The sequence below is a fragment of the Psychrobacillus syltrankelensis genome (assembly GCF_055454035.1).
Genome location: NZ_CM144227.1, coordinates 1,851,732 through 1,866,722, shown reverse-complemented (window position 1 = coordinate 1,866,722; position 14,991 = coordinate 1,851,732). Strand labels below are relative to the sequence as shown.

Below are 14,991 nucleotides of genomic sequence, written 5' to 3'. Positions count from 1 at the left end.
CTATTAAGGAGTTAAGTATATGACAGAAGAAATTAAAATTTCTGGCAGACGACAACGAAAATTGGAACATGCAAAAACAGCTGAATCGAAAAAGACCTATTGGGTGCAAATCCGCATGTTTCCTATTTGGTTGCGTATACTAATAGTTATTGCACTATTTTTAGGCGCAGCTACAGCTGGTCTTATGGTCGGATACGGGATACTAGGAAATGGTACAGCAAAAGATGCGCTCAAATGGGAAACTTATCAGCATATATTAGATATTAAAGACGGTAAATAGGAAATATCGGAGGGGAAAACCATGTTAACAACAGAACAAGTTCAAGCAATTTTACCTCATCGTTATCCATTTTTAATGATTGATCGTATTCTTGAAGTGGAAGAAGGAAAACGAGCAGTAGGATTAAAAAATGTAACGATTAATGAAGATTTTTTTAATGGGCATTTCCCTGGATATCCAGTTATGCCAGGAGTTCTAATAGTAGAAGCGTTGGCACAGGTTGGAGCAGTAGCAGTGCTACAAATACCAGCAAATAAAGGGAGACTAGCTTTCTTTACTGGTATTGATAATTGCCGATTTAAACGTCAAGTGAAACCGGGCGATCAATTAAAACTAGAAGTAGAACTAGTTAAATTACGTGGCGCAATGGGTAAAGGACATGGTATTGCAACTGTAGACGGTGAACTTGTTTGTGAAGCAGACATTCTTTTTGCATTAGGTCCAGTTGTTGAACAAGAACAATAATAGTATTCCTCTATAAGATGGAGGATATGCTTCTTTTATTTTTCAAATGAAAAAACAGGCATTATTGCCATGGGATATTTCTTTCCTTTCCTGGACAACCTATCGTAAGTCACATACAAGTGATGAAGATACCCAAGAAAGGAGGAATTTTTTTATGTGGAAAAAAGCCGTTCCTGCAGTGGCAATGTGTTCTTTATTATTAGTCGGATGTAATACTAACAAACCAGCTCCTACCAAAAATGAAACGCCTATGCAAGACGTTCGCCAAGGTGTTGACCGAATCAATCCAAACGTCAATCCAAATCTAACTACACCAGAAAACTATACACCTACGCCTGGAATTAACAATAATGGTACAGACGGTTATAGAGGTGTAAATGGCAACAATAGAATAGATAATGTAGGACCTAATGGAAATGAAGTTGTTCCTGATGGAAATGTTATGAACGGAACAACTGGTACAACTGGTACAAATGGAACTGGAGTAAAAGGCCAAACGAAATAGAAGGCATTTTAATGAAAAGGCTGACTCAAAGAAGATTTTCTTTTGAGTCAGCCTTTTTTATGTTTCCTCTTTTTTTAAGGAAGGTCTAGTTTTCATATCATGTTCAAACTTGGACAAAAGTTCTTCTCCACTTAAACCATCTTCAATTAATTCTGCAAGTAAAGACTCAGCATATTTTTTTCTTACTCGCTTTAATGTTCCTTTTAGTAAGACAGAAATATGTTCACCTATTTCCTTCACGGAGTATGTTAAAACATCAAAATGAGCGGGTTCGTTTTCTGGATAAGAAATCACAACTTTAGCATGTATTATTTCATTTGTCGTTTGAAAATTATTAAAAAGTTCCTCATATTTTTTATCAATAAAAAGCTCCAATATCCAGGAACGACTCGTGTTTTCTTGGTTAATCACAATTCCATCCTCAATGGAAATTGGACATATCTCTTGATCACGAATTAAATCAATTGACATCATCTTAAACGTTTTCATCTACATTCTCCTTCAAAAGGATTTAATTAAATGTATTATAACATGAATCAATTTCATAAATAGCGATTTTGATCAATATGCCGAACATTCAAACTGTGAAATATTGTTTTTATTGATTTTATTTTTTGAGTGAAAGGCGGCAATTCCAGCGGGAAAAGCGGAAAAGACAATTGACGAGGGCTAGCCACGCTAGCGCAACGAGGTGTCACCTAAAAAAGATTAGAGAACAATAAATTTTTTGCGTTTATACGTGGACATTTGGATTATAAAATTGATTTCAGAATTTAGTAAGTGTCGATTCATAGGGAAAAATAGAAATTAAAATTTATTTGAGAATGTGCCAAATTTCAATTTTCAATTTTGTAAGAAGCAGAGTTCTACAGGACTTGCTAAAATTTTCAAAGCAAACAATTTCATTTTCATGAATAAAAAGCACTTAAAATCACTTTTCCGACTTTTGCTAACAATTCTTAATACCATTATGATGAGTGTAATTACAAATAGAGGAGGTGAAATAGTGAACACAGTTTCGTTAATCGGACGAATGACTAAAGCTCCACAACTAAAATATTTAACTGAAGGTAGATTACAAACTAGTTTTGTAGTCGCAGTTAATAAGGGATACAAAACGGATGAGGCGGACTTTGTGCTTTGCACGATTTGGGGAAAGCTCGCAGAAACGACCGTCAAGTATTGTGGGAAAGGCTCGCTTGTTGGGATTACAGGTAGGCTTAATACTCGGTCATATGAGAAGGGAGAAGGAACAAGAGTATTCGTAACAGAGGTAGTTGTGGAGGACATCCGATTTTTGGCAACAAAGAAACGTGACGAACTAGAAAACAATCAAGAACAGAAGAAAGTAGAAACAGATTTCGAATTTCCATCAACACACTCAAATCAACTTCCAGTATAAATACTTAGTAGACCGCACTAAAAACCGCTGATTTACAAGAGGAAAACCTGACCGAAGAAGCACGGTCAGGTTTTTAAATAGTTATATTTGATGGTGCTAAATTTAAAACTAATGGCAGAACGATTTACTCAAAAGCAAGAGCAACATGCGCGGAGTAATTCAGTGCACTGCGAGAGCACTCCACATCGATGCGAGAGCGATTTTTACCGATACGAGAGCAACACGCCGTTGCGAGAGCACTACGCACCGATGCGAGAGCACTCCACATCGATGCGAGAGCGATTCTTACCGATACGAGAACAAGACGCCGTTGCGAGAGCACTACGCATCGATGCGAGAGCGATTCTTACCGATACGAGAGCAAGACGCCGCTGCGAGAGCACTGCGCACCGATGCGAGAGCGATTCTTACCGATACGAGAGCAACACGCCACTCCGAGAGCAACACGCCACTCCGAGAGCGCTACCTGCCAAGCTTAATTCCCAAATCGCCAACCTAATAATTCAACTCATATCGTCAGCGTCAATAAATCCTTTAAATCTGCATCCGACATTTCAGTAATCCATTGACTAGAATGGATTAATTCTTCAGACAATGATTGCTTTTCAATAAGCAGTTTATCTATTTTTTCTTCGATTGTACCAATTGTTATAAACTTATGAACATGAACAAAATTAGTTTGCCCAATTCGGTAAGCGCGGTCTGTCGCTTGATTCTCAACGGCAGGATTCCACCAACGATCGGCATGCAAAACATGACTTGCAGCAGTTAAATTTAACCCGGTGCCTCCAGCTTTTAGTGACAAAAGGAAGACAGGAAATTCATTTGCTTGAAAAGCTTCGACTAAATGATCGCGCTGGTTTTTCGGCATACTACCTGTTAAAAATGGTGCATCGATATCATATAGCTCTGTTAAACAATGCTGCAATAAGTGTCCCATTCCAATATATTGCGTAAAGATGAGACATTGCTCTCCGCGTGCTGCGATTTCACCAGCGAGCGTAACAATACGTGCAAATTTCTCAGAACGCTCCATCATATCATCAGCATCATCAAACGGTTCCTTCAAATAGAGGGCTGGATGATTGCAAAGCTGTTTTAGCTTACTTAGCATTTTTAAAATGAGCCCTTTTTTCTCAAAACCAGAAAGGGTGTCGATCTTACTAACCGTTTCTTGTATAAGTGATTCATACAAGGCAGCTTGTTCGGTTGTTAAAGCACAATATTCTCGTTGCTCCAGTTTTTCAGGCAGGTTAAGCAGTAACTCAGGATCCTGTTTCGTTCTTCTCAGCAAGAACGGTTGAATCTTCACACGTAGTTTATGTTTGGTTGTATCAGAATCATCGCGTTCAATTGGTACAATATAATTTTCTTGAAACTTGCGAAATGATCCTAAATATCCTTTATGAATAAAATCAAAAATGGACCATAATTCAGATAATCTATTTTCAACAGGTGTACCAGTTAAGGCAATATGATGAGCGCCTGTTAACTTGCGGATGGCACGAGACTGTTTTGTATGCATATTTTTAATATTTTGTGCTTCATCCAGAGTAATACTTGACCATTCAACCTCTTGAAGAGCCTCGATATCTTGCATCGCGGTGCCGAAAGTAGTAATAACAATGTCAGAGGTAAGGTCAATCTCTTTAGTGCGGGCAGATCCATAATGTGTTTGCACCTTCAAAGAGGGAGCAAATTTTGCTAACTCTTTTTGCCAGTTCCCAAGAACGGAAGTGGGGCAAATAATTAAAGATGGAGTAAGCCTTTCTTCCTTTTCATGAACATGCAATAAATAGGAAATTAATTGAACAGTTTTTCCAAGACCCATATCATCAGCTAAGCAAGCACCAAACTGTTCGTTTCTCATGAAAACGAGCCATTCGAGTCCAAGCTGTTGATAAGGTCGAAGGGATGTTAATAAATTCGGAGAAACCGGGACTTCAGGAAATCCTTTTTTTTCGGATAATTGCTCCATTAGGGATTGAAGCGACTTCTGTAACTCGAATTGGAATAAAGGATCTTCATCTGACTGTTCATCATCGTCTAAAGCTAGTGCAATTTCTTCTGGAATTTCTCGGAATAGAAGCTCCTTTACAGTCCAGTTTTCGTCTTCAGATTTCTTCATTAATTCTCTGATTTCATGCATCCAAGCAGCATCTATGCGGAACCATTCATTTCCTGCTTGAATATATGAACGGTTTTCATTGACCAGTTGCTGGAAATCTTCTGAAGAAATCTCTTGTCCATTTAAGGAGAAGCTCCAGTCAAACTTCAATATTTCGTTTAGGCCAGCTGCGGTTTTATACGTATTTGCAGATTTGGCAATAGTTTTGACACGTAGCTTCGTCTCTTTAACAGCCTTTAACCAAGCAGGAAGTACAACTTCGAATCCTAATGCTTGTAATTTCACTAAATCATCCCGAAGAAAGATCCGTACTTCCTCATCCGTCATTGTTGAAGAGAAAAAAGTGTTGGTGTTCAGTTGTTCAATGGAAGAAATGAGTGAGAATATTTTTGTTTGTATTTCCTCAATATAGGAGCTGAATTCACGCCACTTGTCAGGTAGCGCTTCATTAATTGGGGAAGTCTTTTTACGAAAAGCAGGTGTCCAGTAAACACTACTTTTCTTACCGCGAACCACAGTTTCTAACAACCATGTATCATCAAGTGCTTCTGGCTCTGACAATCTTAATGCGACCAATAAACTAGGATGAGTTGCTTGTGATTTAATTGGCCACCCGCCTTGTTCGAAAAAAGGAATAAGTGCTGGAACATCTTCCAACGTTAATCCAGCTTGATAAAGCTTTTGTTTGACTGCATTTGCAACAAGTGCTTTTTCTTTTTCTTCTATAGGAGCATCCACTTCAATTATATCTCCATTTAATTTTAGCTTGCTCCACAAATTAGGAGATAACCATGTGTTGGCAGCTTTCTTAAACGTCTGAAGCCAATTTTCAGAATCAGTATTTGCTCCAGTGAATGAAACAAAAGGATGTGGTTTTCCAGAGAATAACTCCATTATTTCGACAGGAGTAGCAAGCAGTGCGTTTTCTTCAATTTGTGCGAGCAACCCGAAGAAGCTTTCACGATGATTGATATATAAGGAAGGAACCCACTGTTCAGCCGGGTTTCCTAAAGATATTAAGCGAAAGTTCCCGGCTTCTGTAACATTAATTTTTAATGGTAGTTCTTTATTAATAGACAAAGGTTGAGTCATAATGGCAAGTTTCCTTTCTCTATTTCTTGTTGTAATGCACGAAGTCGGCGATATTTGTCTCGAATCGTCTCAACATAATTATTCCAAAAATCCGTATCATTCGTCTTTTTGGCTACTTGTTTCATTTTCTTCCAAATTCTTATTGCTTGTTTGTAGCTATAGCGATTTTTTTCCAAAACATATCGCATGGCATAATGATGATAGAGAGGTAATAATACTTCCGGAGCTTCTTCTTTTACAATAGAAAGGCCGCACGCTTCGGCATATTCAAGGGATGAATTTGCTGATTGATGGAGAGCCACCCAGTCTTGGTACCGTTTTTCTTTAATTAATAAGTTCGAGTAGGATTGTATGCCATACAATCCAAATGACTGGTATAGTTTCTCCCGTTCTTCGGTTTTTAATTGAATGGAGTCGAAAAGTAATTCTAAGCGGCGAATAAGCATCACTCTTGATGGATTTTGGGCTACTTCATTTAAATAAGAAGGAATATGCGGCAATAACTTGCGTGCAAGTTCGATACCCAATTCCTTGTTGGAGGAGTGAAGTGCCTTTTCGCAAACTTCTACCCATTCCAAAAGTTGCTCTGTTTTCATTTGGTCAGCAGCTTTTAACAAATCGTCAATTCTAGACAGGGTAATATAAAAATAAGGAAGTACCATATTTAAAGGAGTTTCATCTTCCATTTTTTCGAGCGTTTGTAAATAAGTAACCTCTTTTTCTCGAGTTGCTTTATCTGTCACAAGCGCATCCCAAAAAGACAAATACACATGCTTGCGATAGCTGATCAGAGACTCCATTTCAAAATAGAATTCTCTCACGCGATTCATCATTTCTTCGTAAAAAGTATCTGCAGCAAATAAACGTGGTTTCGAAGCTAGTTGTGCCAATGAATCATCTAATTCTTCTATATATTCGTTAAGAAAATGAAATACCCGATTGCGCATATTAGACTCAGCAAATGGTTCTAAATAGGGCCAAATTTTCATTAACATGGCAAGATCTACATACACATCGAAAATAGGTTGCCACTCTCGTTCAAAGGGTCGTGACTTACGAATTTGCGTTTTTAAATCATGCACCGCGAACTCCAAAAGATAAAAGCTATTCGGTGGATAATTCGAAATAAATTTTCTGAAAAAGTTTTCAACAAGGATATCCCAACTTCTAGGACTACGCTCATCTCTCAATAACTTTAACTGAGTCTGATCCGCCGTAGAACGCCAATCGGATATCCAAGTAGACAACGAATCATTCTGTTGATATAAATAAAAAATTGCCGCAACGATATGGCGACACGGTTTATGCATTGGACATGGGCAGTTATATGTGTCCGTCAAAGGATAATAAGTTACTTCTATATTACTGACGTCTCTCACAATAAAATCTACTCGATGATCTTGCGGATAATAATTCGTAATCGACACAACGCCATTGCGTACAAAAAACGCCGCACGACGAATAAGCTCCTCATCTTCCAAAATTGCAGGATGGAACTTCTTTTCAATCGTCTGCATCGACAGATCAATATACTTTTTATAATGGGCGGCTAGTTTTTGGTATGAAGTAAGGGTCAAACGAATCTCTCCTAAGAAAAAAGGCTTTCCTTCCATTATACGTATAATGGTTCATTAATAAAAGGGATAGCTCGTAACCTTCGAAAAAACATATGTGCCGTCATCTGATACAACCGCACCCATGCTAGAAGATAGACCCTATACGAGAGCGTCACCGGTCAATGCGAGAGGGTAAAACCCCTGAACGAGAGAGTCACTGCCCGATGCGAGAAGGTAGACGCCTGAACGAGAGCAAAACCGGTCAATGCGAGAGAGTAGACGCCTGAACGAGAGCCTCACTGTCCGATACGAGAGAGTAGACGCCCGAACGAGAGCATCACTGTCCGATACGAGAAGATATTCACCTAATGCGCGAGCATAACCGGTCAATGCGAGAGGGTAGACGCCCGAACGAGAGCGTCACTGTCCGATGCGAGAGAGTAGACACCCGAACGAGAGCATAACCGCTTAATGCGAGAGGGTAGACGCCCGAACGAGAGCGTCACTGTCCAATGCGAAAGAGTAGACGCCTGAACGAGAGCATCACTGTCCGATGCGAGAAGATATTCACCTAATACGCGAGCACCGCCAGCTATATTACAATAAAAAAAAGCCTCTGCCAGAGAATTTCTGCAAAATTATCTGGTAGAAACATTAGCGAAAGCTTTAATTATTAAATAATTTCATTTATCAACTTTTTCACTTCTTTTATATCAAGGGAATTTAAATAATGTAAAAAGTAACGGAATTCCTTTAAATTATATAGGTCTGACTTGAGCTCATTTTGCAACTCCGTAATATAGCGGCTTTTATTTTCTCTAGCTTCTAGACCTGGGTTACTGCTTTTATGACGTGTATCTTCAAGCATATCCATAAACTTTTCCTTTGGAATCGCATAAACTCTTCTAATTTCCGGTAATAGCTGAACGGGAATTTCTAGTTTACCCAATTCATATTTGGATAGAACAGAATGGTCAATGCCTAAACGATATGCTGCTTCCGTCTGTGTTATTTCCAATTGCTCTCTATATTCTCGTATTTGTTCATTAAAAGGCATATGTTTACCTCCTTATCAATGAAACAAGAATATCTAAATAATGAAACGGATTTATTAATATCGCCATGATGGCGATATATAAGTAAAATGTCGTCTTTTGTTGTATATAATAAATATACATCCTGTTACATAGGAGTAAATATTAGGCATAAATTGAAAAGAAGGGAAGTGGACGAGGTAGATAAAATAGAGTTTTATATACCTTCATTGTTAGATTTTCTAGATCATAGTAAGGATAAGTGGTTAGAAGAAGTTAGAATAGTTGGTGTTAAAACAAACAATGTTAAATATTTTATTGGCCAAAATACTAAAAAAATGACACGCATAGAAAAAATAGTTGCAGAAGATTTTACTATTTATGACCTTAAACTCGATTTTCATAATCAAACACTCTCTTTTTATTTAGATAGTGTTGTAATGCCTTCCCACTCTATAATTCTTCAAAAAGTTTTTCAAACTTTTGCAGTAAGATACAACGCTAGAAAAATTGGTTTTTTTCTATATGCACCAGGAAGAAATCGCCCTCAACCAGTAAAGGTATTTTCATAATATAAAACACAAAAGCGAATACATATAGTGTTCGCTTTTCCTATATTTGCACTACACGAAATTCTCCAAATATGATAGAATATATGTAATTAGAAAATTCTAAAAATAGGAGGGGATATTATGTTACTAGTACAATTAATGAAACCATTTTATATAAAGAAAGAAGATGGAAGGATAAATTTAGTCTTTGCCTATCAATACTTCTCAATAAAAAAAGATGATGAAATATTTCATTTTGTTCCAGTTGAAGGAAAAGAAATTATTGTTAATGCAAAGACAATGCAAGTAGAAAACTTATCGGAGGTATTTGTTTTCCAAAAAGGAAATCGATTCATACGACTTCCACTGTACCAACTATTACTTGTTTCAGATATTCATACACATCTACTATCAATCATTGAAAATACTGATGAAAAAAAATCTACCTCATTTCCAATTGAGGGCATGGAAGAAATTATACAACAGTTAGAGAAGGAAAACTTTGAACGAATGGTAGACTATTCATTAATTCAAAGAAATGAAGCACTCTTCCAAGAACTACAAGAATATAAAAAACCCTAACGGAGGCTGTCACTTTTGAAAATAATTGATAAATAAAAAACACCTAACGAAAATTAAACTTCGATAGGTGTTTTTATGTGTGGAAAAAATTATAAGGAAGTAAAAAAATAGAAAAATAATACAAATATACTCGAACCAAGTACTCCAAATAAAATGTCCCCCCAATTTAAACCTATAAATTTGTCGTTTTTCAAGTCCTTTGCCCCCTAATCTTGTAAATTTCCCGGGAAATATAACGGATTTTGAATATATCAGTACAAAGTAAAAAATTTTTAATAGTTTACCCAAAAACTATTAAACCTAAACCTATAAAATTAAATACCACGATTAAATCCTTATATGACAGAATTGTTACTGGTGCCAGGCACCAGTAACAATTCTGTCTTAATCCATTTTGGTTAATAAAAAGCTTGAGTGGTCGATATAAATGAAAAGGTTTTAAAGGGGGATGATTGAATGCTGGGGAAGTGGAACTCTACGGGGTTATCCATTATTCGAAATATGAATGCTCAGTGGGCAATAGCAAATAAGTCCATGGAACGTATCTCGTCTGGTTATCGTATTAATCGTGCGGCAGATGATCCTGCTGGTCTTGCAATATCGGAAAAAATGCGGGCACAAATCCGTGGATTAGGACAGGCAGCAAGAAATATACAAGATGGTATTTCACTTCTTCAAACGGCGGAAGGTGCGTTAAATGAAACGCATTCGATTTTACAACGCATGCGAGAACTTAGTGTAGAGGCAGCGAATGATACCTTAACAGATAATGATCGTAAACAGCTAGCTCTAGAATTTGATGAAATAAAAAAAGAAGTAACTAGAATTTCAAAAGATACAGAATTTAATACAAAAACTTTACTAGACGGTTCGCAAAGTACTTTGAAGATTCAAGCAGGAGCAAATGCGGGACAGCAAATTGAACTTACGATTGGAAATATGAGTGCAGATGCAATAGGTATCAAAGATTTGTCTATTTTGACTAGAGATGATGCAGATAATGCAATTGGAGAATTAGATAAAGCAATCAATAAAGTATCAAGTGAACGGTCACGAATGGGTGCATATACCAACCGACTGGAACATGCATACAATAATACAGTGAATATGGAAGAAAACTTAACCGCTGCGGAATCTCGAATTCGTGATGCGGACATTGCAAAAGAAATGATGGCTTTAACTAAGGCAAATATTTTAATGCAAGCAGGTCAATATGTCTTAAGTCTGCATATGCAACAAGCTCAATCCATTTTACAATTATTAAAGTAAGCGACATTTCATTTAATAAGAAATACTTTCATATTTCATTTAACAATCGTGAAAAGCCTAACACTCGCGATTGTTTTTATTTGGTCCTCAACCTAGAATTTATTACAAAACAGTTACTGGTGCCTGGCACCAGTAACTGTTTTGTAATATTGATGGAAGAAAAAGTCTGCAGGAGGGGAATTTTTCTAGTATTATAGGTTTATATGTTTTAAAAGGGGGAATTGGTATGAAGAGGTTTTCCGGTTTAGCAATTATCATGATGATTTTTTGTATTTTGGTTGCACCTATTTCTGCGCTTGGAGCACCGCTGGATGAAGTTAAGGCGATTGTGGGAAAGGATTATAAAGGTGACATTCCAACTAACCTAAATAGTCTGACTTCGATTGATGGTATAATTGGGCAATTGGATCCGTATTCTACTTATTTTACGAAAGAGCAATTTGAATCCTACACGAATTCGATCAATAATACGACAACTGGGATTGGAGTTGTTATTGAAGAGCATGAAAAGGGTATCCAGATTGTCAATACGTTTGAAGGTGGAGCAGCAATTGGCGCAGGAATTATGCCAGGGGACATTATTTTAGAAGTGGACGGCGTCTCGACCGAAAAAATGTCTATTCAACGTGCTTCATCACTTATAACAGGAAAAGAAGGAACAGTAGTTCAAGTAGTAGTATGGAAGACTAGTACGAATAAAAAAGAAACATATAAGCTAACCCGCAAAAAGTTTCAAGTTCCTGTTGTGACAAAGCAACTTCTTTTCGGGAATGTCGGTTATATCGGAATTAATTCCTTTTCAGATGATGGAGCTACACTAGTGCAAGAGGCAAAAAAAGCACTTCAAAAGCAGGGAGCTACTTCTTTTATTCTTGATCTAACGAACAACGGTGGTGGATATGTACATACTGCAGAGGAACTGATAGGTTTATTTCCAAATAGCCCGGACGCTTATTATCTTCAAACAAGAGGGCAGTCAGGACTTGTCAAATCAGTACCACATACATCTTTATTTCCCAAAAATACAAAAGTCCTTGTAAATGGTTTTAGTGCGAGTGCATCTGAAATGACTGCAGCAGCGCTTGTTGACCAAAAGTCGGCTAAACTTTACGGGCAAAGAACATACGGTAAAGGATCGATGCAGACATTTTATAATTTGTCGGATGGATCTTATTTAAAGTTGACCGTGGCAAACTTCACAGGACCAAAAGGAACGGTTATTAATAAAACAGGTGTCAATCCAAACGTAGTGACAGACGAAGGTAAGGAACTCGCAAAAGCTCATTTAGACACAATTTTAGAATCAAATAAAACATACAAAAAGCTACCGGCACTATCCAATGTGTCGACAAAAAAAGAATTTACAGTTACGTTTTCTGATTCCGTAAAAGACAATAAACAACTTAAAAATATAGAGTTAGTAAAACTAGGCGGAACGGACAGTGTTTCCGTATCCATCAAACAACAATCACCAAAGGAGTTTGTTGTAACACCAAATGCACCATTAGAAAAAGGAGCAGCATACTTACTACTCATCCATCCAAAATTTCAATTGAAAAATGGAAATCCGATGAAAAATGGTGCTTATGTGGAAGTAACTGTTCAACCATAGAGGGGGAACAATGGAATGTTTTTTGAATTTCGATTTTGGAGAAATCTTTTTAACCAAAATGAATTGATTGAGTCGCTAAATAATACACCGATGCGTCATTTTGAAAGACGTGTTTGGTTTGTTGCATTTTTTGGGATATTGCTCTACGCACTTCAAGATATATGGGGTATGAATACGGAAGCACTTACATCCATTTTTGTGAATGGCTATGGAGATACGTATACGATAGCAAGAACAGCTTCTTTATTGGGAGTTATCATTTTGGCAATCCTATTCATGGCGTTTCATTTTTTCGGAATCGCCTTTTTACTACACAAAATTACTGCGGTTGAATTGTCCAAAGTAGCCGTTTTACAATTGTTTGTTGTGGCCTTATTGTTAATGGAAAAAGCACTTGTCTTTTTCATTTTTGCAATTGTCGGATATACAACAGACTTTTCGTTATTGTCATTTGGTCCATTAGCAGCAACATTTTTAGACAATAAATTCATCATTTATTTCTTTAATCACTTAACACTTATAACAGCGCTGATCATCGCAATTCAGTTTCATTTTTTACGATCATTTTCGACAATGTCAGCTCGTAATCTATTCATAATTTTATTGGCAATCCATATTGGTCTTGCATTAATCACGGCAGGAATTAGCGTACTCCCATTGGAAACTTGGTTTGAAGGGGGGAAACCAGCATGAATAAAGGTTTTACAATTGGTATTGCAATTGTCGTGTCAACATTCATCGCTACAAATGCCATTCTTTTATTTTCAAATAAAAGCCAAATTTCCCGAAGCTATTATGTAAATGAGTACGACCGAGTACATGAAAATACTTACCAAAAAGAGCTTGAAAAAGAAGCAGTTATAGTTCCTACAAACGAAACCACTTCGACAATCAAAGCAACAGAAGTGGCTGATTTCCTTGTTACTCCGGGAGACACGGTCCAACAAGGAGCAGAGTTAGCCAAATTAAAAACAGAGACAGCCGACAAGCAACGTTCTCTTTGGGAATCCGAACAACAAGCATACACGCAAGAACAAGCGCAATTGCAACAAACTCTGGGCTCACTTCAGTCAGATCGAGCAGGGTCCAGCTCAACGACCAATGGAAACGGAGTTGGAACTGGAAACACAGCCAATGATAACATCAATGTACAAGTAGACGTCAATATCTCACCGGATGGCAACTTCGCACAAGCCATTGCTCAAACCGAGCAAAAAATCGCCGAAGTTGATCGGAAACTACAAATTGTCAGCACACAGCTTAGCCAAGAAACAGGTGATCTCTCTTTACTAAGCCCGGTTGATGGAAACGTAGCAAGCATTGAAGAGAGAGGAGACCAATATTTCATTACGATTTATTCGAATGAAAAATCAGTCCTCACATTCGCAAATGAAACAGAATGGCATGACCTAGATGAGGGACAAAAAGTGTTAAATTATACTCCGCATCAGGATGGGATAGTGGAAGGGGCAATTTCTGCAAAATCAGAAGTTCCCGCAAACCCATCCACTTGGCTAAAAGCGTACGAACAATTTGACAATAAAGCCAAAGATCCTTTATACGAAGTACGAATTCAATTAAATGATCAGCTAGAAACATTGCCATACGCCGCCAACATAAACTCTATCATCATTACGAATGAAGCTGAAAATGCAGTCCGATTAAACTCTACTTGGCTTCTAAATAGAACCAAACAAAATGCCGAGGTATATACATTAACAAGTGATGGCCTCATCGTACGCACACCTGTAAATGTACCGTTCGACTTAGAACAAACTGCCATCCTATCTGAAGGATTAAAAAATGGAATGATTGCACTAAATGCGGAACCCAAAGTAGAAGCATCGGGCGCTTTCCTACCATTCCCTTTGGAACTCCCAACATGGAGCAGCATTAAATCAGTAGGATGGAAAAACTATCTAAAATACCTAACCTATAAATAACCAATATACAGCTTTTGCACTTGTGCAAAAGCTGTTTTTCAATAGATTGTAAAGTACAAATATCTGCTACTGGTGCCCACTCCTTCAAATCCTTAGGTGCTCTCTAGATATTTAAGGTGCTTATGCCTCGCATTTAGGTGCTTATGGCGCCCACTTAGGTGCTCTTGAGATATTAAGGTGCTTATGCCTCCCGGATATGCGCTTATGGCTATGGTTTAGGTGCTTATGGAGCCCACTTAGGTGCTCTTGAGATATTAAGGTGCTTATGCCTCCCGGATCTGCGCTTATGGCTGAGGTTTAGGTGCTTATGGAGCCCACTTAGATGCTTGGAGATATTAAGGTAGTTATGCCTCCCGGATATGTGCTTATGGCTGAGGTTTATGTGCTGATGTCGCCCACTTAGGTGCTCTCGAGATATTAAGGTAGTTATGATTACAAATATGTGCCTATGTAGCCACAATTTGTACTTCTAAGGAACTTATAGCATCTACTTAAGGAGTCACATGATAGAGGTATTTTGGATTTATTCCATATTCACCAAACTTCTATTAACATACTAATTTAACTTAGTT

Annotated in this window: 14 protein-coding genes; 10 read left to right on the top strand and 4 right to left on the bottom strand. The window is 37.6% G+C overall.

The window, feature by feature from the left end:
* Positions 1–19 precede the first annotated feature (19 nt).
* The 3 genes from ACTSKG_RS08970 (at position 20) to ACTSKG_RS08960 (ending at position 1,250) form a co-directional block, all read left to right on the top strand.
* On the top strand, positions 20–280 hold the full coding sequence (locus tag ACTSKG_RS08970) for a DNA-directed RNA polymerase subunit beta (RefSeq protein ID WP_464757841.1): 261 nt from the start codon (positions 20–22) through the stop codon (positions 278–280).
* Between the two features lie 21 nt (positions 281–301).
* On the top strand, positions 302–745 hold the full coding sequence (gene fabZ, locus ACTSKG_RS08965) for a 3-hydroxyacyl-ACP dehydratase FabZ (RefSeq protein ID WP_464757840.1): 444 nt from the start codon (positions 302–304) through the stop codon (positions 743–745).
* 154 nt (positions 746–899) lie between these two features.
* Entirely contained in the window at positions 900–1,250 is a 351-nt protein-coding gene (locus ACTSKG_RS08960; protein WP_464757839.1) for a hypothetical protein, read from the top strand.
* Positions 1,251–1,307: 57 nt separating this feature from the next.
* On the opposite strand, the gene ACTSKG_RS08955 is transcribed toward ACTSKG_RS08960, so the two are convergent.
* On the bottom strand, positions 1,308–1,739 hold the full coding sequence (locus tag ACTSKG_RS08955; RefSeq protein ID WP_464757838.1) for a YwpF family protein: 432 nt from the start codon (positions 1,737–1,739) through the stop codon (positions 1,308–1,310).
* A gap of 517 nt (positions 1,740–2,256) precedes the next feature.
* Here ACTSKG_RS08955 and ACTSKG_RS08950 point away from each other — a divergent pair.
* Positions 2,257–2,652 (top strand): single-stranded DNA-binding protein, encoded by a 396-nt coding sequence (locus ACTSKG_RS08950; RefSeq protein WP_387582030.1) that lies wholly within the window; start codon positions 2,257–2,259, stop codon positions 2,650–2,652.
* A 508-nt stretch (positions 2,653–3,160) separates the two neighbouring features.
* Here ACTSKG_RS08950 and ACTSKG_RS08945 read toward each other — a convergent pair.
* The 3 genes from ACTSKG_RS08945 to ACTSKG_RS08935 form a co-directional block, all read right to left on the bottom strand.
* Positions 3,161–5,872 (bottom strand): DEAD/DEAH box helicase, encoded by a 2,712-nt coding sequence (locus ACTSKG_RS08945; protein WP_464757836.1) that lies wholly within the window; start codon positions 5,870–5,872, stop codon positions 3,161–3,163.
* A complete protein-coding gene (locus ACTSKG_RS08940; RefSeq protein WP_464757835.1) occupies positions 5,869–7,449 on the bottom strand; it encodes a hypothetical protein in 1,581 nt (526 codons plus the stop codon). Before ACTSKG_RS08940 ends, ACTSKG_RS08945 begins: the two co-directional genes overlap by 4 nt.
* Positions 7,450–8,101: 652 nt before the next feature.
* Entirely contained in the window at positions 8,102–8,485 is a 384-nt protein-coding gene (locus ACTSKG_RS08935) for a helix-turn-helix domain-containing protein (protein WP_464757834.1), read from the bottom strand.
* A gap of 153 nt (positions 8,486–8,638) precedes the next feature.
* On the opposite strand from ACTSKG_RS08935, the gene ACTSKG_RS08930 reads away from it, so the two are divergent.
* The 6 genes from ACTSKG_RS08930 (at position 8,639) to ACTSKG_RS08905 (ending at position 14,419) form a co-directional block, all read left to right on the top strand.
* Positions 8,639–9,034, top strand: a complete 396-nt coding sequence (locus ACTSKG_RS08930; protein WP_464757833.1) for a hypothetical protein — start codon at positions 8,639–8,641, stop codon at positions 9,032–9,034.
* Positions 9,035–9,154: 120 nt separating this feature from the next.
* On the top strand, positions 9,155–9,595 hold the full coding sequence (locus ACTSKG_RS08925) for a transcriptional regulator (RefSeq protein WP_464757832.1): 441 nt from the start codon (positions 9,155–9,157) through the stop codon (positions 9,593–9,595).
* Between the two features lie 456 nt (positions 9,596–10,051).
* On the top strand, positions 10,052–10,864 hold the full coding sequence (locus tag ACTSKG_RS08920) for a flagellin N-terminal helical domain-containing protein (RefSeq protein WP_464757831.1): 813 nt from the start codon (positions 10,052–10,054) through the stop codon (positions 10,862–10,864).
* Between the two features lie 226 nt (positions 10,865–11,090).
* On the top strand, positions 11,091–12,476 hold the full coding sequence (locus ACTSKG_RS08915) for a S41 family peptidase (RefSeq protein ID WP_464757830.1): 1,386 nt from the start codon (positions 11,091–11,093) through the stop codon (positions 12,474–12,476).
* A gap of 15 nt (positions 12,477–12,491) precedes the next feature.
* Positions 12,492–13,169 carry a hypothetical protein gene (locus ACTSKG_RS08910; protein WP_464757829.1) on the top strand — a complete coding sequence of 226 codons (678 nt, stop codon included), beginning with the start codon at positions 12,492–12,494 and terminating at the stop codon, positions 13,167–13,169.
* Positions 13,166–14,419: an efflux RND transporter periplasmic adaptor subunit gene (locus tag ACTSKG_RS08905; RefSeq protein WP_464757828.1), complete on the top strand. Its 1,254-nt coding sequence runs from the start codon at positions 13,166–13,168 to the stop codon at positions 14,417–14,419. The genes ACTSKG_RS08910 and ACTSKG_RS08905 overlap by 4 nt, the downstream gene beginning before the upstream one ends.
* The last annotated feature ends 572 nt before the right edge of the window (positions 14,420–14,991 follow it).